The 18,256-nt window shown below is 72.8% G+C and carries 21 protein-coding genes, 1 tRNA gene and 1 pseudogene; 8 read left to right on the top strand and 15 right to left on the bottom strand.

Annotation, left to right across the window (positions count from 1 at the left end; all coding sequences use genetic code 11):
- Nucleotides 1-8 precede the first annotated feature (8 nt).
- The 6 genes and pseudogenes from ACGRHY_RS14440 (at nucleotide 9) to ACGRHY_RS14415 (ending at nucleotide 7,787) form a co-directional block, all read left to right on the top strand.
- Nucleotides 9-2,369 carry a phage tail tape measure protein gene (locus ACGRHY_RS14440; protein WP_394635748.1) on the top strand — a complete coding sequence of 787 codons (2,361 nt, stop codon included), beginning with the start codon at nucleotides 9-11 and terminating at the stop codon, nucleotides 2,367-2,369.
- A 10-nt stretch (nucleotides 2,370-2,379) separates the two neighbouring features.
- Nucleotides 2,380-5,769, top strand: coding sequence for a hypothetical protein (locus tag ACGRHY_RS14435; protein WP_394635747.1), 3,390 nt, complete (start codon nucleotides 2,380-2,382; stop codon nucleotides 5,767-5,769).
- A gap of 14 nt (nucleotides 5,770-5,783) precedes the next feature.
- Nucleotides 5,784-6,293, top strand: coding sequence for a hypothetical protein (locus ACGRHY_RS14430; RefSeq protein WP_394635746.1), 510 nt, complete (start codon nucleotides 5,784-5,786; stop codon nucleotides 6,291-6,293).
- A gap of 58 nt (nucleotides 6,294-6,351) precedes the next feature.
- Nucleotides 6,352-6,927: pseudogene (locus ACGRHY_RS14425) on the top strand (N-acetylmuramoyl-L-alanine amidase); the annotation flags it as partial.
- A gap of 348 nt (nucleotides 6,928-7,275) precedes the next feature.
- A complete protein-coding gene (locus tag ACGRHY_RS14420) occupies nucleotides 7,276-7,527 on the top strand; it encodes a hypothetical protein (RefSeq protein WP_394635745.1) in 252 nt (83 codons plus the stop codon).
- On the top strand, nucleotides 7,524-7,787 hold the full coding sequence (locus ACGRHY_RS14415) for a hypothetical protein (RefSeq protein WP_394635744.1): 264 nt from the start codon (nucleotides 7,524-7,526) through the stop codon (nucleotides 7,785-7,787). Before ACGRHY_RS14420 ends, ACGRHY_RS14415 begins: the two co-directional genes overlap by 4 nt.
- Nucleotides 7,788-7,836: 49 nt before the next feature.
- Here the strand turns inward: ACGRHY_RS14415 and ACGRHY_RS14410 are convergent, their stop codons facing one another.
- Nucleotides 7,837-8,091, bottom strand: coding sequence for a GntR family transcriptional regulator (locus ACGRHY_RS14410; RefSeq protein WP_394635743.1), 255 nt, complete (start codon nucleotides 8,089-8,091; stop codon nucleotides 7,837-7,839).
- A 171-nt stretch (nucleotides 8,092-8,262) separates the two neighbouring features.
- On the opposite strand from ACGRHY_RS14410, the gene ACGRHY_RS14405 reads away from it, so the two are divergent.
- A complete protein-coding gene (locus tag ACGRHY_RS14405) occupies nucleotides 8,263-8,559 on the top strand; it encodes a hypothetical protein (RefSeq protein WP_394635742.1) in 297 nt (98 codons plus the stop codon).
- On the top strand, nucleotides 8,556-8,744 hold the full coding sequence (locus ACGRHY_RS14400; RefSeq protein ID WP_394635741.1) for a hypothetical protein: 189 nt from the start codon (nucleotides 8,556-8,558) through the stop codon (nucleotides 8,742-8,744). The genes ACGRHY_RS14405 and ACGRHY_RS14400 overlap by 4 nt, the downstream gene beginning before the upstream one ends.
- Before the next feature lie 276 nt (nucleotides 8,745-9,020).
- Here ACGRHY_RS14400 and ACGRHY_RS14395 read toward each other — a convergent pair whose 3' ends face one another.
- The 14 genes from ACGRHY_RS14395 to ACGRHY_RS14330 all read right to left on the bottom strand — a co-directional run bounded on the left by ACGRHY_RS14395 (nucleotide 9,021) and on the right by ACGRHY_RS14330 (nucleotide 18,003).
- Nucleotides 9,021-11,222, bottom strand: a complete 2,202-nt coding sequence (locus ACGRHY_RS14395) for an FtsK/SpoIIIE domain-containing protein (protein WP_394638046.1) — start codon at nucleotides 11,220-11,222, stop codon at nucleotides 9,021-9,023.
- 89 nt (nucleotides 11,223-11,311) lie between these two features.
- Nucleotides 11,312-11,635, bottom strand: a complete 324-nt coding sequence (locus ACGRHY_RS14390) for a hypothetical protein (protein ID WP_394635740.1) — start codon at nucleotides 11,633-11,635, stop codon at nucleotides 11,312-11,314.
- Nucleotides 11,636-11,652: 17 nt separating this feature from the next.
- Nucleotides 11,653-11,856 (bottom strand): hypothetical protein, encoded by a 204-nt coding sequence (locus ACGRHY_RS14385; protein WP_394635739.1) that lies wholly within the window; start codon nucleotides 11,854-11,856, stop codon nucleotides 11,653-11,655.
- A 29-nt stretch (nucleotides 11,857-11,885) separates the two neighbouring features.
- The gene (locus tag ACGRHY_RS14380; protein ID WP_394635738.1) at nucleotides 11,886-12,134 is read right to left on the bottom strand and encodes a hypothetical protein; all 249 of its coding nucleotides are present in this window, start codon (nucleotides 12,132-12,134) and stop codon (nucleotides 11,886-11,888) included.
- A gap of 46 nt (nucleotides 12,135-12,180) precedes the next feature.
- Nucleotides 12,181-12,303, bottom strand: coding sequence for a hypothetical protein (locus tag ACGRHY_RS14375; protein WP_394635737.1), 123 nt, complete (start codon nucleotides 12,301-12,303; stop codon nucleotides 12,181-12,183).
- A gap of 86 nt (nucleotides 12,304-12,389) precedes the next feature.
- Nucleotides 12,390-12,713, bottom strand: coding sequence for a hypothetical protein (locus ACGRHY_RS14370; RefSeq protein WP_394635736.1), 324 nt, complete (start codon nucleotides 12,711-12,713; stop codon nucleotides 12,390-12,392).
- On the bottom strand, nucleotides 12,710-13,753 hold the full coding sequence (locus tag ACGRHY_RS14365) for a hypothetical protein (RefSeq protein WP_394635735.1): 1,044 nt from the start codon (nucleotides 13,751-13,753) through the stop codon (nucleotides 12,710-12,712). The genes ACGRHY_RS14370 and ACGRHY_RS14365 overlap by 4 nt, the downstream gene beginning before the upstream one ends.
- Nucleotides 13,750-13,953, bottom strand: coding sequence for a hypothetical protein (locus ACGRHY_RS14360; protein WP_394635734.1), 204 nt, complete (start codon nucleotides 13,951-13,953; stop codon nucleotides 13,750-13,752). Before ACGRHY_RS14360 ends, ACGRHY_RS14365 begins: the two co-directional genes overlap by 4 nt.
- Nucleotides 13,954-14,059: 106 nt before the next feature.
- Entirely contained in the window at nucleotides 14,060-14,611 is a 552-nt protein-coding gene (locus tag ACGRHY_RS14355; RefSeq protein ID WP_394635733.1) for a GGDEF domain-containing protein, read from the bottom strand.
- Nucleotides 14,608-14,916, bottom strand: a complete 309-nt coding sequence (locus ACGRHY_RS14350; protein ID WP_394635732.1) for a hypothetical protein — start codon at nucleotides 14,914-14,916, stop codon at nucleotides 14,608-14,610. Before ACGRHY_RS14350 ends, ACGRHY_RS14355 begins: the two co-directional genes overlap by 4 nt.
- The gene (locus ACGRHY_RS14345; protein ID WP_394635731.1) at nucleotides 14,913-15,071 is read right to left on the bottom strand and encodes a hypothetical protein; all 159 of its coding nucleotides are present in this window, start codon (nucleotides 15,069-15,071) and stop codon (nucleotides 14,913-14,915) included. The genes ACGRHY_RS14350 and ACGRHY_RS14345 overlap by 4 nt, the downstream gene beginning before the upstream one ends.
- Before the next feature lie 114 nt (nucleotides 15,072-15,185).
- A complete protein-coding gene (locus tag ACGRHY_RS14340; protein ID WP_394635730.1) occupies nucleotides 15,186-15,386 on the bottom strand; it encodes a hypothetical protein in 201 nt (66 codons plus the stop codon).
- Between the two features lie 188 nt (nucleotides 15,387-15,574).
- Nucleotides 15,575-15,647, bottom strand: a tRNA-Lys gene (locus ACGRHY_RS14335).
- Between the two features lie 79 nt (nucleotides 15,648-15,726).
- A complete protein-coding gene (locus ACGRHY_RS14330) occupies nucleotides 15,727-18,003 on the bottom strand; it encodes a LamG-like jellyroll fold domain-containing protein (protein ID WP_394635729.1) in 2,277 nt (758 codons plus the stop codon).
- Nucleotides 18,004-18,256: the final 253 nt, after the last annotated feature.

Here is an 18,256-nt window from a genome sequence, read left to right as displayed (position 1 = left end):
TCCCCTCTATGAGGGGGTTCTCTGCGGAGGCGCAGCGGGCCCTGAGCGGCGCCCTGACAGAACCGGCCCGGCAGGCCGGGACCGACGCCGGGCGCGGCGCCGGGGACAGCTTCGGCGAGACGCTGCGGCGCGGTACGGACGACGCCGGGGCCGACGCCGGCCGCGCGGCCGGGGAAAGCCTCACGGAAGGTGCCGACCGGCCCGCCGCCGACGCCGGCGGCGCGACCGCGGGCACCTTCGGGCAGACCTTCAAGGCCGGTATCGCAGCCGTAGGGCTGGCCGCCGGTGTGGCGCTGATCGCCGGGTTCACCGAGGCGCTGGACCAATCCCGCATCACCGCCCGGCTCGGTGCGCAGCTCGGCGCCACCCCCGAGGAGGCCGAACGGTACGGGGACCTGGCCGGGGACCTGTACGCAAAAGCGATCGTGGACGACTTCCAGTCGGCGGCCGACACCATCCGCGGCGTGATGGGCGCCGGTCTGCTGCCGCCGGACGCCACCAACCGGCAGATCGAAGAGGTGTCCACGAAGGTCGCCGACCTCGCGAACGTCTTCGAGTTCGACCTGGGTGAGACCGCTACCGGTGTCGGGCAGCTGATGAAGTCCGGCATGGCCAAGGACGCGGACGAAGCGCTCGACCTCATCGCCGCCGGCCTGGACCGGACGGACTCGCGGGCCGCCGACGCGATGGAGACCATCACCGAGTACGGCAGCATCTTCGAGCAGGCTGGCCTCGACGGCCGTGACGCGATGGGCCTGATCCGTCAGGGCCTCGACGCGGGCGTGAAGGACACCGACCAGATCGCGGATGCGGTGAAGGAGTTCAGCCTTCAGGCCGTGTCGGACTCGGAGTCCGTGCAGGACGCGTTCAAGGCACTGGGGCTGGACGGCAAGAAGATGGGTGCCGATGTCGGCGCTGGAGGCGACCGGGCCCGCGACGCCCTGGACAGCGTCCTCGATGAGCTGCGGAAGATGCCCGAGTCCGCCGAGCGCGCCCGCGTCGTCCAGGAGCTGTTCGGCGGCCCCGGCGAGAATCTCGGCGCCGACCTGTTCGCCCTGGACGTGGACAAGGCCACCACGTCGTTGGGCAACATGGAGGGCGCGGCCGAGGACCTCGGGGACACGTTGCGGGACAGCGCCGGGGCGCGCGTGGAGCGGTTCCGCCGGCAACTCACCCAGGGCTTCGTGGAGGGACTGGGATCGGCGATCGGCGGCCTGGAACAGCTCGGCGGAACGCTGCGCGGCATCTGGGACGAGGCCGGGAAGGGCGCGGACGGCTTCCCGGATCAGGTCCTGAACGCGCTTCAGATGCTGGGCGAGAAGGCGTGGGAGAAGGTCCGCAAGCTCGGCCCCAAGTTGATCGACGCGGTAGTCGAGGCCGGGCAGGAGTTCGGCACCTACGTCATGGAGAACCCCGAAGAGGTTCTCAAGGTGGCGGCGTTGGGGGCGGCGTTCGTTGCTGCGATCGCTGCTCTGCCGATCGTGGTCGGTGCGGCGCTGGTGGCTGCCGCGACGGCGATGATCTGGACGTTCGTCGGCGGCATGATCTCCGCGCTGACCGAGAAACTCCCGGAGTGGTGGGAGTCCCTCAAGACCTGGGTTTCGGAGAAGGCCACCCAGGCCGGGATCGTGTTCGATGTCCTCGGCGCCGCCATCTCCGACTGGTTCGGCGGGCTGTGGGACGACTACATCGCCGGCCCCATCTCTCGCGTGTGGTCCGACTGGACCAGCAGCGTGGAGACCCTGCCCAGCCGCACGACGGCGGCCCTGTCGGGGCTCGGCTGGCTCCTGTACCGGAAAGCGGCCAGCGCCTGGCAGGACTTCCAGGACGCCGCGGTCCGCAAGGGTGTCCAGATCGTGTGGTGGGCGAGGCGCCTGCCCGGCCGGATCACTAGGGCGATCGGTGGCCTGGGCGGGCTGCTGTACAGCAAGGGCCGCGACCTCGTCAGCGGCCTGTGGGCCGGTATCCGGTCGATGGGCGGCTGGCTGTGGAACACCCTCTACTCCTGGGCGAAGAGCAGCATCCCCGGCCCGATCGCGCGGGCGCTGGGCATCGCCTCCCCCTCGAAGGTCATGCGCGACCAGATCGGCCGCTGGATCCCGGCCGGTGTCGTGGACGGCATCCGCGACGGGCAGGGCGTCGTGGACGAAGCGATGGCCAGCCTGGTGAACCCCACGCGGATGACCGCCAGGACCGCGCTGCCGCTGTCTGCGGCGGCCGCTCCACCGCGGGGGTCCGCGCAACCGGCCGGAACCACCGTCGTCGTCGACGGCACCAACATGCCGCGCGCCCTGCTGGAGTGGCTGCGGCACAACATCCACACCGAAGGCGGCGGCGACGTCCAGGCCCACCTCGGACAAACACGATAGGAGGAAGGTTGTGGCGTTCCCCGACGACCGGCTGCCCATCCGGCTGGAGCTCGCGTTCGGCGCGGACCCGGCCGGCGACCAGGCCGAGTGGGAGTGGACCGACGTCACCACCAGCATCCACGCCCAATCCATCGGTATCTCCCGCGGCCGCGCCGCCGAGGCCGCCCAGGTGCAGCCCACCAGCGCGTCCGTGACGCTGGACAATCCCGACGGCCGATACACCCCCGACCACCCGATGAGCCCGTACTGGCCGTACATCGACCAGGGCGTCCCCGGACGGCTGTCCGTGCAGCACGGCGCATCGTGGCTGGCTCTGAACGGCGACCCCAACGGCCACGCCTCCACCCCCGACACCCCAGCCCTGGACATCACCGGCGACCTCGACCTCCGCGTGGAGGCCACCGCCGACTGGCACACGGCCGGCCTGGAGGAGACCCTCATCGGGAAGTGGGGCCCGAACGACGGCACATGGTCCTACGTGCTGCGCCTGTCCAACACGACCATCGTGCTGGGCTGGACGACCGACGGCACCGAGAGCACGTTCACCGGGATCACCAGCGGTGCCCTGCCCACCCAGGTCCCGCACCGTGCGGCCGTCCGGGCGACCCTGGACGTCGACAACGGGACGGGCGGCTACACCGTGGTCCTGTACTGGGCCGAGTCGCTGGACGGACCGTGGGAGGAGGTCTACACGCACCACGGCACGGGGGTCACCTCGGTGTACTCCAGCGCCGAGCCCCTCACCCTCACTCCGTCCTACACCAGCGTCAGCGGCGCGGTCCGCAGCACTCTGACCGGGCGTATCCATAGAGCTGAGGTCCGGGACGGGATCGGCGGCACGATCGTCGCCAGCCCGGATTTCCGGAACCTGGACCCGGGCACCACGGGTGTCACCGACTCGGCCGGACTGCCGTGGACGGTCACTGCCCCCGCCGAGGTCACCAACTGGCACCCGCGGATCACCGGGCAGACCGACTCGTGGGAGCCGGACTGGCCCTACGGGGATCTGTCCTCCGCTACCGACGACGGCGAATCCCGCGTCAGCGTGACCGTCTCCGGACTGCTGCGTCGCCTCTCACAAGGCCAGAAGGAGCTGGAATCGACACTGCGGCGCCGCATCCCGTCCTTCTCCCCGGTGGCGTACTGGCCGCTGGAAGAGGACCGGGACGCCACCCAGGCGTACAGCCCCACACCCGGTGTGCAGCCGATGCAGGTCTCCGGGGACATCGAGTTCGCGGCAGATGACACGCTGCCCGGCTCGCGTGCGCTGCCCCGCCTGGGCACCGGCGCGTCCCTGACCGCTGCCGTACCGGCTGCGGCGGCGGGCTCGTGGCACGTGGAGATGGTCATGCACGCCGACACCGCACCGGACGCGCCAGCTCAGGTGATGGCCGTCTACACCAGCGGCGGCACCTATGCCCGCTACGAGATCCACGCGGGGATGTTCGATCCGACGACGCCGCAGCTGCTGGTGTACGGGTACGACACCGACGACAACCGCACCACCCTGATCAACGCGGCGTCGACGATTTTCGGGGCGTGGATCAGGCTCCAGCTATTCGCCGAGACATCTGGCGGCACCACCACGTTGCAGGTGCGCCACATCTCCATCGGCGAGTCCAGCCTCACCTATGCCGCCTCGTGGTCGGGGGACGCGGGGCATGCCACTCGCGTGTCCATCGCCGTCACCGAGCCGCTGGACGGACTCCGTGTCGGTCACCTCGGCGTGTTCACCGATCCAGACACGCTCGCCTACAACTTGGCCGACCACGGATTCGATGGGGAGGCTGCGGCCACCCGCATCGCGCGGCTGTGCGACGAAGAGGGCATCCTGGTCCGGGTCGTCGGCCGCCCCTTCGACACCGCCGCTATGGGGCCACAGCGGCCGGGCAAGCTGCTGGAGCTGCTGCGGGAGTGCGCGGCGGTCGATGGCGGGATCCTCGGCGAGCAACGCGAGCGAATCGGCCTGCGCTACCGCACCCGCACCAGCCTCTACAACCAGCGCCCTGTACTGGAGCTGGACGCCGGCGCCAGCGAGATCACCAACCCGTTCCGGCCCGTCAAAGACGACTCGGGTACCCGCAACGACGTGCAGGTCTCCCGCCGCGGCGGGAGCACAGCGCGCGTGGTCGATGAGGAGTCGGTGGCCCGCCGCGGCCGCTACGAGGAACAGCTGACCCTCAACCCTGCATCCGACGGCCAGCTGCCGGACATCGCCGCGTGGCGCGTCCACCTGGGGACCTGGCCCGGCATGCGCTACCCCAGCGTGTCCGCCGAGCTGGCGATCGCCCCGCAGGTCATCGAGGACTGGCTGCGCCTGGACTCCGGGGACCTGGTCCAGGTCACCGGTCTGCCTCCGCAGCATCCTGCTGGCGCGGTCACCCTGATGGCCGAGGGCTACACCGAGATGCTGTCTCCCACCCGCTGGACGGTACGGGCGAACTGCAGCCCGGCCGGGCCCTGGACCGTCGGCGTGGTGGGGGACGACGTCCTCGGCCGGGCCGATACCGCCGGCAGTGTCCTGGCGGATCCGGCCGGGGAGGCGGACACGGCCCTGTACGTGACCACCACACAGGGCCCGCAGTGGACGACCGATCCGGCCGAATTCCCGTTCGACCTGCGGGTGGGCGGGGAGGTGGTGACCGCGACCGCCTGCACCGAGCCGGAGGAGGCGCCGATGCGCGCTGCGGCCGACTCCGACACCGTGGCGGCCACCAGCGCGGTCGCCCCCAGCGTGGACGCGACCGGCGCAGGTCTGCTGGTGTGCGCCTGGGTGCCGTGGGACGGCACCGAGGCGTGGACCGTGCCCGGCACGATGACCGTCCGGGCGCAGACCACCGGGGTGTGGTCGGTGCTCGCCGACGCCACCGAGATCCTGGCGGCGGCCGGGGCGACCGGCACCCGCGCCGCCACCCGGTCGGTGTCGGCCCCGTGGGCCGCCGTGTCGGTCGTAGCGTCGGGGGCTCCGGTGGTGGAGGAGCACCTCGACGGGCTCGCCACCGACCCGCTCAACGGGCACGACCCGGGCCCGGTGGAGCTCACCACGGCCGTCTCCACGGAGGCGGGCTGGTGGCTGCTGGCCCTGCACGGCTACGACAACGACGCGGCCGCGCCCGGCCCGTCCGGGTCGGGGTGGGCGGTGCTGGCCACCACGGGCTCCAACGGCGGCTCTACGGCAACGGTCGGGGCCTGGGCGAAACGCGCGGCGGGCGGGGCGGAGACCGTGGTTTTCCCCGAGGGCGACGCGGACGACAACCACGCCCGCCTGTACGTCATCAGCGGCGCGACCGATCTGACGGTGCAGGCCATGACCGTCACCCGGTCCGTCAACAGCATCACCAAGAGCCACGCCCGTGGGGCCGACATCCGCCTGGCACAGCCCGCCATCGTCAGCCACTAGAAAGAGAGACCCCAGTGACGTATGTGGACTGGCAGGCCGGGATGCGGATTACCGCCGAGCGCCTGGCCGCCATCACCTCCGGCGCGTGGGAAACGTGGACGCCGACGTGGACCACCACCACCGGCTTGAACACACCGTCGTTCGGGGACGCCACCCTGGACTGCGCCTACACCCATTTCGGGAAGCTCTGTATGGGCAAGCTGATCATCTCGTTCGGCAGCACGACGAACTTCGGCGGCGGCGGCGCCTCGGACAACTGGGCTTTCAGCCTGCCGGTGGAGGCCGCGGCCGCGACCCTGCACGCCGGGAACGGCGAGATCGCCCAGTCCTCCATCGGCACCCGCCTGGGGGTGCGCGTCCGGCTCCTGGACACCAGCACGTTCGGGCTGGAGACGAGCACGGGCCGGGTGGACGCGACCGCCCTGACCGGCCCGAACTGGGGCCTGGTCGACGCCGTCACCCCCTGGACGTGGGCGTCCGGCAACACCATCCGCTGCGACTTCGTATACGAGACCGCCACCTGAGCGCCCGGCACGGCCTGGCACCACTGAACCGCCCTCGGGAGGGCACATGGCAACACCCATCGGCGCGAGCGCCTTCGTCGCCGCGCTCAAGAAAGAGGGCCTCCGTGTGGTGGAGGTCGGGAACTGGCGGACCCACAACCGCAACCACAAGGGACCGTGGGGACCGGTGCACGGGGTGGAGATCCACCACACCGTGACCTCCGGGTCGGCCCGGACGGTCGAGATCTGCCGCAGGGGCTACTCGACTCTTCCGGGTCCGCTGTGCCACGGCGTGATCACCAAGGACGGCCGGGTGCACCTGGTCGGCCACGGCCGGGCCAACCATGCCGGCGCCGGTGACGACGACGTGCTGCGCGCCGTCATCGCCGAACGCTCCCCGCTGCCGCCGGCGAACGAGGCGAACACCGACGGCAACCGGCACTTCTACGGCTTCGAGTGCGAGAACCTCGGCGACGGCCGCGACCCCTGGCCCGCCGCGCAGCTCGAGGCGATCGAGCGCGCGGCGGCCGCGCTGTGCCGCCACCACGGCTGGAAGGCCGAGTCCGTGATCGGACACCTGGAGTGGCAGCCCGGCAAGGTCGACCCGCGCGGTTTCTCCATGAACACGATGCGCGCCCGCATCCGCGAGCGCCTGAACCACAGCCCCGGCTGGGACCGGGGCGAGGAGGACGACATGCCCACTGCCCGCGAGATCGCCGAGCAGGTGCTGACTCTGGACGGCGTCATCGACGCCCCGTGGGGGTCGGAGACGAACCAAAGCTGGCAGCTCAACAGCGTGCTGACTCACCTGACGAAGACTGCGCTGCGGACCGAGGCTGAGGTGCGGGCGCAGGGCGTGACGATCCGGGAGCTGGCCGCCGCCCTCGCCGCACGGGACGGCCAGGTGGACGTGGATGCCCTGGTGGCCCGGATCGAGTCGGCGATCGAGGGCGTGCGAGTGGAGCTCCGCGTCACCGAGACCGGGGAGGGCTGAGCTGTGCGGATGCCCACGAGGACAACGGTGCGGACGGTGGTGCAGACCGCGGCCGCGCTCGCGCTCCTGGTGCCGGTGCTGGTCGATGAGCTCGGCCTGCCGGCCACCGTGCCGTGGGTGGCCGGTGCGCTCGCGGTCGCCGCGGCCGTCACCCGCATCATGCAGGTCCCGGCCGTGCAGCGGTGGCTGGGCGCACTGCGGACGGACCGGCCCGACGACGGGGTGGCTACCCTGGCCCGCCGGGACCGGGGCAGCCCGTGACTGGCCCGGCAGACCCCGGGGTGTACATCAGCCCGGCCCAGATGTACCAGGAGATCAGAGCACTGCACGACGCGCTGAACCGCATCGACGCCAAGCTGGACGCGTTGACCCAGCGGGACCAGGACACGGCGGAGCAGTTGACGGACCACGAGACCAGGTTGCGGTCGCTGGAGCGGGCCCGGTGGCCGCTCCCCAGTCTGGCGGCGTTGGTGGGTCTGGCGGCGCTGCTGCTGACCGTGTATGAGATGACCGCCCGATGAAGCGCCCCCGTCTGGCCCCCTCAGTGGGGGTCGGGCGGGGGCGCTTTCGTCATGCCTGGGGCGCGTCGGGCCGCCGGGAGCGGATCACGAACGTCCCCGCGCCGGGCTTCGTCGCCACCAGGCCCCACTCCCGCAGCAGCTTGAGCGCGGACCGGACTGTGTTCAGGGAGACGCCGCGCATGTCCGCCATCTCCCGCTCACCCTCCAGCCGCGCACCCACCGGCAGACGACCGGACGCGATCTCGCCCTCCAGGTCGGCGGCGAGACGCTCGTAGGCGTACAGCGGCACGTGAGGCTCGTCCATACGCCGATGCTCGCGCCCCCGAGTGCACCCGGCATCTCGTGAGCGCGGTTGAGAGTTCTTGAGAGCGGATGGACGCGGACGGACGCGGTTCCGGTACCGTGTGTCACGAATCACCCCCGCGACCGTGGGACCGGTCCGGGGGTATGGCCGACCTGAGGGAGCAGCATCGGCATGACACAGGCTACCCACCACACCCCGACCCCGACCCCACTCCGCACGCTGCCGCGCTGCTTCGCCTGCCGCCAGCACACCCACCAGCCCATCCCCCTCGCCACCGACGACAAGGCATCCGGGCCGTCGCACACGATCGTGATCTGCGACCCGTGCGCCCGCGCCGTCCTCGCCGAGCACCGGCTCGCCTGCGACACCTGTGCCGCCGGGACAGACTGCGAGGCCGCGTCCGGCGCGAAGGAGATCATCCGCAGGGCCGCCGCAGCACGCCGAGCCGAGAGGGAGGCCGGGCGGTGACTGGTCTGTGCTCCCGCTGCGGCGACCCGTCCGACGATCTGCGGACGGTGGACGACCCGGAGCGGCCGCCGGCCGGGCTGCCGGTGCGCTGGTGCCCGGACTGCCGCGGCGGGGGTGTGGTGCGGGTCGGCGGGGAGGCGCACTACCTGCCGAGGGTCGGCCCGGAGCGGCCGCGCGGTACCTGATGACTCCCGTCTCCCGGGACGCCCACCGGGGCGGGCGGACGGCGCTCAGCCGAGGGGCGGGACTGGGGCCCTGCCCGCGCCCCCCCGTCGCGGGCAGGGCCTTACCCGTCAGGGAAGCGTGAGGACCTACGAGAAACCCCCTCCCAGACAGCCCTGGGAGGGGGTTTCTCTCTGTCTTCCCTGCTTCCCTGGCAGGGGGTTTTTGCAGGTCAGGGCAGGGAGTCAGAGCGAGGGAGCTGGTCAGGGAGAACTCCCTCCTCTCGCCGTGCCTCCCTGCTACTCGACGACGTCCTCCTCAGTCTCGGCGTCCCGCCGGCTGAGGGCGGTTTCGACCTTGGCGCGGTCCACGACCATCACTCCGTCGGACTTGTGGGGGGCGGCATCGACGGCCTCCAGCACCTCCCGCAGGTCGCCGAACTTCCAGTCGCGGTACTCGGCCGGGTTCCGCTCGGCGAGCCGCTGCAGCACCTCCTGGGTGCGCAGCCGCGGGGCGTCGCCGAGGACGGCCGCGATGTCCGCCAGCGGGTCGACGGACGGGCCGCCGGCCACGTGGCTGGCGGTGGTCACCCCGGCCCGGCGGGTCTTGGCCCGCTCGGCGAGCTCGGTGGCCTGGTCGCCGTCGATGTAGTGGGTGCGGATGGTGATGGAGGACTGCCCCGGCGCCAGCTTCACCCCGTCGCCCGCGACCACCACGGTGCCCTTGTCCAGGCCCTGGCGCAGCTTGTGCGGGGCGGCGCCGCCGTCGACGGCCTTGTCCCCCAGCGCCATGCGGGCCTGCTCCTCGGTGCCCACCACCAGCGACGCCCGGATGTGGGCGCCCTCGCGCACCAGCTTGGGCAGGTTCTCGTTGGTGGGGTCCTGGGTGCCCTGCCACAGGGTGACGTTCACGGCCCGGCCCTGGTTGTGGACCTTGCGGGCGGCCATGAAGTACCGGGAGGTGGCCTTGGTGCCGCCATAGGGGCGGCCGTCGTCGCCCTTGAGCGGGTTCATGAACGCCACCTGCGCCTCGTCCACGATGAGCACCAGGGGGCGGAACCTGGGGTCGGTGCGGGCCATCTCCCGGGTGACGCCCTGGGTCGATCCGGAGTCCTTCAGCGCGCTGTTGCGCCGCTCCAGCTCGGCCACGCCCTCCTCCACCATGTGGGTGGCCTCGGCCGCGTGCTCGTCGGTCGGGCCCTGGATGAGGACCGTGGCCAGGCCCTCGAACATGCCCCAGTCCCCGACGCCCTTCAGGTCGGCGATGCGGAACTCCACCGAGCCGTCCTGGGCCAGCCACAGGGCCAGGGCGCGCAGGGCGGCGGTCTTGCCCTGGTTCGACAGGCCGGTGATGAGCAGGTGCCGCTGCAACAGCGAGAGCGCGGCCGCGTCCCCGCGCAGGTCCTGACCCCAGGGAGCGGCCCCGGTGTACAGGTCGGCGGTCAGCGTCTCGTCGACCACCAGCGGGGACGGGCCGATCGGCTCGTCCAGGGCGCCGGAGTCGGCGATCCACAGCCGCACCGTGCGGGCCGCGGGCGCCAGGGTGATGAACACCTCGTGCTCGTGGCGGCCGAGGTTCTCCGCCAGCTTGCGCCGCCGGCCTTGCACCTCGTCCGTGCTGACGCCCGAGGGCAGGGTGACGTCGACTTCCACGCCGCATCCGGCGATGGTGATGGGCGAGAGCATCGACGCGCCGGAGTCGTCCATGGCCTGGATGGCCTTGCGCAGCGACGCGATACCCAGGTCGCGCAGGGCCTTGACCACGATGGACGGGGTGATGGGCTCACCATCGGTGCTGCGCTGCGCGGCGGGCAGCGCCCAGGTGGGGGCGGTCTGCCGGCGGCGGCCGAGGTCCCACAGGCCGAGCAGGCACAGCCACGGGCCGAGCATGGCCAGCGGGCCCCACACCACCGAGCCGATGATGACCGCCCAGTTGATGGCCTCGAGCACGGTCATGGTGGGGGCGAGGATCCAGGTGGGGTCCTCGTTGGCGACGGCTAGCGCCCCGCCCAGGAGGAGCAGCCCGCCGGCCCCTGCGGCGGTGCCGACCGCGATGCCCTTGGCGGCCATGTGCGGGGCCTTCAGCAGTTCCATGCGCCGCTGGTGGCGCTGCTGCCGGTAGCGGGTGCCGCGCTCCTCCCACTCCTTGGCCTCCTCCCACTTCCCGGCCGCCTCGGCCGCCCGGATCATCCGCTCGTAGCGGGCGGCGGTGCGCCCGTCCCAGGCGCGGCGGGCCACGATCCGGGTGCCGCCGAGCACATACAGGCTGTGCCGGACCGCCAGCCGGGCCGCGGTGCGGGTCCGCTCATGGGTGGCCGCGGTGCGTACCGCCCGGCCCGAGCGCACCCACACCGGGGCCCGCACCTCCGCCGGCCCCGGTACGTCGGCGGGGCGGGGCTGCTCGGCGGCCTGGGCGCGTAGCTCGGCGTCGGTGTCGAACTTGAGCAGGGAGACTTTCGGCTTGGCGTGCCCGTTGACGCGGGTCATCGTCTGTTCGGTCATCATGGTTCCTTCCTGGCGGTTCTCAGAAGCGGTCAGGGGCCCGGGGCGGCCGGTCACGCTGGCAGGCACGGCGGCCGCCCCGGGGGTCTCTACCGGCGCAGCGCGCGTTCGCAGCGGCGCAGCCGGTCCTCGGCCGCCTTCCGCGCGGTCTTGGCGGCCGTCCGCTCCTCCCGGGACGCGGCCTTCTCCTGGGCGCGGGCGGTGGCGAGTTCGTTCTTCGCGTCCTCGAGCTGCCGCTGCAGCGCGGCCTGCTCGCGGGCGGCCCGGTCGGCGGCCGCGGCGTCGATGGCGTCCAGCTGCCGCTGGATGCGCGGGTCGACGGCGTCGGCGAATGCCTGCCGGGTGCCGCGGGCCACCAGGGCGGCCCGCTTGCGGCGCTCGGCCGGGGTGTAGATGCGGGTTGGTGTGCTCATCACGGGTTCCTTCCTGGTCAGCTGCGGTTGAGCTGGTCCCACTGGGCGGCGAGCTGGTCGGCGGCCTTCTCGGCCTCCTCGCGGGTGGCGTGGAAGGAGACGATGTGACCGCCGGTCATGCCGGACCGCAGGCCGATGGCGGGCCGGCCGGTCTCCGGGTCGGTGGTGGGCTCGGTGGTGTAGGCGGAGCGGGCGGAGGTGGTGCGACGGAACAGGCCCATAGCGGGCTCCTCTCGGTGTCGGCGGGGGGTCACAGGGTGTTCCGCTGGATGTCGAAGAACAGGACCGAGGCGTGGGCGAACTCGGGGCTGTTGCGGGCGATGTCGTCGCGGAGCAGCCGGTAGAAGTCGTGGCGGGTGGTGCCGGCGGGCGGGGTCCAGGTGCCGCTCCAGGTTTGGATGACGAACCCTCCGCCGGTCGGGACCTGGAGGGTGAGGAAGTACTGGTGGGTGCCCTGGGGCTCGGTGGCGGGGGCGGTGGTCTGCTGCTCGGTGGTCATGGGTGGTCGGTGTCCTCTCGGGTTGGTGGGGGTGAGCCGGGAGCCGTCAGGCGCCTCGGCAGCGGCTCGCCGCGCAGATCCACTTCTTGAAGCCGAGGAGCGTCCGCTCCTCCTTCAGCGGCCCACCGGATCCGCAGATCCAGCAGCGCTTCGTGTCCTTCTTGGTCATGCCGGACTCCTCTCGGGGTTGGGCCGGGGCTGCCCCGGCTCCCCGCCCCCGCCCGCCGTGGTGGCCGGGCGAGGACAGGCAGCCGGTCAGCCGCGGCGCTCCTCCCGCTCGGCCCGGATGTCCTGCCACACCGACCGGAGCACCAGCAGGCACACCGTCAGCGCCACGGCCGAGACGGCGACCGCGACGGCGGAGACGGCGACGGCCAGGAGGAAGACCGAGCCACCGACCCCGGCGGCCACCCACTTCCCGACGTTGCTCGACTGCGGCGCCGGCACCGAGTGCGAGTGCTGGCACGAGGCCTGCTGCTGCGCCTGGGCGGCCTGGACGGCGGCCAGCAGCAGCGCGTACTGCTCCGACTGCTGGGCAGCCTGCACCGCGTCGGCGGCGGCCTTCTCGGCATCGCTCATGACCGCTCCTCCCCCAGCACCTCGCGGCGCAGCTCGGTCGCCTCACGACGCGACAGCCCGTACTCCTCGCGCAGCCGCGCGATGGTCACCGGACGGCCGGTCGACCTGACCGCCTCCCGGTTCAGCGCACGGGCGCGTTTGCGCAGCTCGGCGGGGGTGAGGGTGACCACCTCGGTGACCACCTCGCGGGGGGTCTCGGCGGGTACGGCGGCGGTCACCTCGGGCCGCTTCTCGGTGGTCACCTGGGGCGGCCACACGATGGGCCGGAACTCCAGCTCGGCGACCGGCGGCATGACCGGCTCGGGCCGGTCCTCGCCCGGCCCGGCGTCGACCCGAGAGACGGTCACCTCGGGCGCCGTCTCCGGCTCCTCGGCGTCCTCCCGCTGCTGCTGGGCAGGCACCACCGGGGTCGCGCCGAACATGCCCACCAGCGCCGCGTCCGCGCCGCCGGTCAGCCGCTCCCGCTGCACGGCCACCAGCCGGGAACCGAGCTCCAGGTCACCGACGCCTACCTTCCGCGCCAGCCTCCACGCTTTCAGGTCCGAGCGGCGCCGCACCCACTTGATCGGGTGTCCATCGGCCATCGCCCGGTGGTAGGCGAGCTGCTGGACGGCCTCGGCGTTGCGCCGCTGTGCTTCGGCATCGTGGCCGGTGCGGTAGACCACGACCCGGCGGGCGAGGAACCCGAGCCCTTCGGCGGCCACGCACATGCCCATCGGGGAGACGCCGTAGATGACCGCCTCCGTCACGTTGTCGGCGACGGACAGCCCGACGGCCGAGGCGACCACCGGGGCCAGCCACAGGCCGATGCGGACCGGCGCCGGCGCGGCCTGCCCCAGCAGGGTCACGCCGACCATCACCAGGGCGAGCACCAGCGTCGCCCCTTCACCGGCCGCGACCATGCCCACCGCGGTGGCGGCGCGGCCGAACTCGGCGACGATGTTGGAGTAGGTGCCGATACCGCCGGCCACCCCGGTGGCCAGCATCAGGGCCCCGGCGATGCCGAGGACGGTCTTCTGCTCACGCGAGAGAGCGTTCACCGGCCCTCACCGCCGTCCTGCGGGTCCTGGCCGTCGAAGACGTCCAGCAGGTCCTCGATGACGACCGGCAGGCGTCCGAGCATCTGGTAGACGGCCCGTTCGTCGGACAGGTCGAGTGCGCGGGCGTCCTCGACGGCAGCGCGGGCGCGGGCGGCGGCCTTGGCCCGGCGGTCGGCGTACAGCTTGTCGTGGGCACTCATCGGGTGGATTCCTCTTCGTCGTGGTCGAACAGCGCGGCGTCGACCTCGGCCTCGTTGGCAGTCGGTCCGTCCAGCGGCGGGGTCTGCGGCTCCTGCTGGTTGTCCATCAGCGATCACCCCCTCGACGGCCCGGGGTGCCCTTGGCCTCGTACATCGCCCGGTCCGCGGCCTCCAGCGCGGCCGACAGGACCGGGACCGACAGGTCGGCGACGCGGACCGCGCCCACGCTGACCGACGTCGGCACCGCCTGGCCGTCGACGGCCACGGGCTCGGCAAGCGCCGCGCGCAGCTGCGGCACGGTGCCGCACGGCGAGCTGGCGACCGCGGCGAACTCGTCTCCGCCCAGACGCCCGGCCGCTCCGGTGTCGCCGCACCAGCAGGCGAGCCGTTCGGCGGCCGCCACCAGGACGGCGTCGCCGGCGGCGTGGCCGAAGGTGTCGTTGATCTGCTTGAAGCGGTCGAGGTCGACCAGCAGCACGACGGCGCCGGGCCGGGCGATGATGCGCTCGGCACGCACCGTCCACCCGTGGCGGGTGTGCAGGCCGGTCAGCGGGTCGCGGCGGGCCCGGTCGAGGCGGCGACGCCACACCAGGGTGTGAGCGCCCCATCCGGCCGCGAGCGGCGCCGCCAGGGTGGCGGCGGACATCAGCGTGCTCACTGGCCCTCACCGCCCGGCAGCAGCAAGGAGAGCAGCGCCTGGTCGAGACGGTCGGCGGCCTCCAGCGTGGCACGCAGCGCGGCGAACTCCCGCCGACGCACCCGCAGCAAGTTGTCCACCTCGGCGCTGTTCTGCACCGCCACCCGCTCGGTGAGGGGCTGGACCTCCAGCACGGCGAGCAGGCCGCGCACGGCGCCCCGCAGGCGGCCGACCGCGGCGGCCGCGTCGGTGGGCTCCAGGAAGCTGATGTCCTCGGTGTCGGCGAGGATCTGGTGGGCCGTCTCTACGGCCGTGTGGCGGCTCACTGGGGCACCGCCGGGCGGATGCTGCCGGTGGCGCCGGCCTGGGTGGCGGTGAGCGTGGTGGTGCGGCCGCCGGAGCGGCGGATGACGCCGACGGCGATGGTTCGCCGGGCGGGCGGGGGCGCGTCGGGGCGCACGGACGTGAAATGATCGGCCATAGCCGAGTCCTCCTGGTAGCAGCAGGGGGTTCTTCGGTCAGGGAGTCAGGCGGCGCCCGGGCTCCTCCGGTGTTCCAGCACCGGAGGGAGCTGCCGCCTGGCTCCCGTTCTGCGTTATGCGGTTGTGTCCCGGCTCGTTCCAGCGGGCCGGTGCTTCTTGATGGCCTTGTCGATGGCCGTGTGGCTACGGCCAAGTTCCTTGGCGACCGCGTACACACTGCCGAGTTCGGTCACGCCATCCAGCAAGGCCGCTGCGCGGCGCTTCGCTGCTCGTGACGTCTGGGTTCTGAGCTGTTCCAGCAGCTCTTCCTCCATGCGCACTCGCTCGCGCCAAGGTGGCGTATCCATCACCGAGCACACTATCCAACCCAGGGTTGGATAGCAACGGCGCGAAGGGGTAATCGTCCGGCGCTCGGTCCAGCATCGGGCCAGCTAACGATCTTCAACGGCCCTGAAACGACAAGAAGCCCAGTCCAGACAGTGTCTGAACTGGGCTTTCTCGGTAGGCCGTGTGGGACTCGAACCCACAACCAATGGATTAAAAGTCCACTGCTCTGCCAATTGAGCTAACGGCCCGCCCACGAAGCATAGCCCGCCCACCGGCCGCGTTCCGAAGGCATTGCACACGGTGTCACAGCCGGTGGGTCGGCGCGGTCTACAGACCGGGCGTCTCCAAGGGCATGCTCAGCGTCATGAGCTGGGACTCGGTGAGTGTGCCCGAGTAGGCCCGGACCTCGTCCACGTCACCGTGCAGGTACTCGCCCCAGCCGCCGGCCGTCAGCGCACGGCCCACCTGGAGACCGCCGGTGGCCGCCCAGGTGCGGGAGGCGGGGAGGTCCGCCTCGGCCGAGGCGTGGAGGCTGCCGTCCACGTAGAGGCGGACGGTGCCGCCGCTCGCGTCGTACACCACCGCCAGGTGCTGGCCCCGGGGGTCACCCGCGTAGGGCTCGGCCGTGACGGTGGTCGTCCCGGCGTCCGCGCGGTCCTCGTGGGAGACGGACAGCTCCCACCGGTGGACGCCGGCGCGGTAGCGGACGACGAGGGCGTTGGCGTGCTCGCCGGGCAGGGAGAGCACGGCCATGTCGCGGGACGGTTCGTACTCGGCGACGCGCACCCGGGCGGCCAGGGTGAAGCCGTCGTCCGTGGCGACGGGCGGCGCCGCGGTGGCCGCGTGGTCGCCGTCGCCGTCGAGCCGCAGGTGTCCGGCGCCGACCAGGGGCTGCTCGGCATCGCAGAAGATGTCGGTGTCCGTGCTGCACTCCGGCACGAAGACCCCGGCGTCGCCCTCCAGGGTCAGCCCCTGGCCGCCGCCGTACTCGGGACTGGTGCCGTCCGGCGCCTCGTTGAGCTGCCAGTAGCCGGTGCGCTCGGCCCCGCGCTCCGCCAGCTCCGTCAGCTCGCCGGCGGCGGCGATCCGGTCCCATGCCCGGACGCCGGCGAGTTCGCCGTGCCAGTGGCCGTCGGTCTCCCCGTCCCGGTGGGCGCGGCCGATCTGCAGCGCCCCCGTGGCCGCGGCGCCGGCGGCCGGCTCGGCGGTGGCCACGGCGCGGCCGTTCACGTACAGCCGGGCCGTGCCCGCCACCGGGTCGTACACACCGGCGAGGTGGGCCCACTGCCCGGCCGCCGGGTGGCCGCCCCGGACCCGCAGGGGGCCGGATCCGGTCGGCAGCTCGAAGGTCCATGCCGGGCCCGTGCCGTCCGCGCCGCCGTCCGCGTCGAGGCCGAGGGTGAAGGGGCCGCCCGAGGCGCCGTCCTGACCGACCGCCGTCATGTCGCGGTCCACGCTCCGGGGACGCACCCAGAGCCCCGTGGAGAACGCCCGGGTGGTGTCCACGGCGGTGGTGCCGGGCGCGAGGTAGGCGTCCGCGGTGCCGTCGAGAGCGGCCGCCGTCATGTCGCGGTCCACGCTCCGGGGACGCACCCAGAGCCCCGTGGAGAACGCCCGGGTGGTGTCCACGGCGGTGGTGCCGGGCGCGAGGTAGGCGTCCGCGGTGCCGTCGAGAGCGGCCGCCGAGGCGACGGACGTGCCGGAGGGACCGGCCGCGCCGAACTCCACTCCGCCGCCGGCCGTGGCCGGGTGCCGGCCGGACTCGTCCGCGGCTTCGGCGGAGTCGGCCGGGTCCGCCAGCTTCCAGTGGGACACGGGGGCACGGCCGTCGCCGACGCGGAAGCCGTACCGGGCGGGGGAGCTTGTGTTGCCGGCCCGGTCCACGGCCTGCGCCTCGGCCCAGTGGGGTCCGCTGTCCTCGGGCAGCCACCGGACCGTCACCGGCTCGCCGGGACCGGGCGCCCGGACGGTCCGGAACGGGGCGCCGTCGAAGGAGTACCGGTAGGCCACCGTGTCGTCGTCGGCCGCCCCGAGGACGAAGGACCCGTAGTCGCCCACGCCGTCGTGCCAGACATCGTCGTCGGGGTAGTCGGGGGAGGAGACCGCCGGGGCGGCGGGGGCCTCGTCGTCGTGGACGAACTCGCAGCGGTGCTGCCCGCCGGAGGAGCTCCACGGCCCCCACTCCGTGCCGTCGTGCGCCCGTACCCGCCAGGAGATCACCGTGTGGGCGGGGATGTCCGAAGGAGCGGACAAGGTGAACGGGGAGCGGCTCTTCTTGTACGTGGTGGGGCCCAGTGTGCGCCGCTGCCGCTCGCCGTCGGCGTCCTTCCAGTCGATCTCGAACTCCCCCGCGACCGGCGCGGCGTCGGGATCGTGGAGTACGGCCCGGAGCTGGGGACGCGTCCTGATGTACGGGCGGTCCTCTCCGGCGGCGCACTCGGCGTTCCCGGTGGACAGCTCGGAGACGAGTGGCCGGGACGGCGGGCTGTTCTCCGCCGCGGCGGCCACCGCCGGCAGACCGGTCACGGCCAGGGAGGCGGTCGCCGCCACGGCCGCGAACCGGGCCGACCGGGACCGGTGGCCGGCTCTTCGGTGCTTTCGCACGTCCTGATCATCCTTCAAGGTCGTCGGGGACATAGGCCCTCCGCGCATCCCGCACGCGGCGGAGGCGGGCGGAAGCGGGGCCGGGGGAGAAGGCTCCGTGCGGCCGCGGTGTCAGCCATAGGGGCGAGCCGCCGTGCAGGCCGCGCCGTGCAAGCCTCCGGGAGGCTACCAACGGGCGGTGACAACGGCACCGCGATATTCACCGCCCCCACGGCCCGGACACGACGAAGGGCCCGGCCCGGAGCATCGCTCC

Origin of the sequence: Streptomyces shinuiensis (assembly GCF_043660855.1) — a bacterium.
GTDB lineage: Bacteria > Actinomycetota > Actinomycetes > Streptomycetales > Streptomycetaceae > Streptomyces.
The sequence above is the reverse complement of the archived record's forward strand: the minus strand, read 5'-3'. Positions and strand labels throughout refer to the sequence as shown.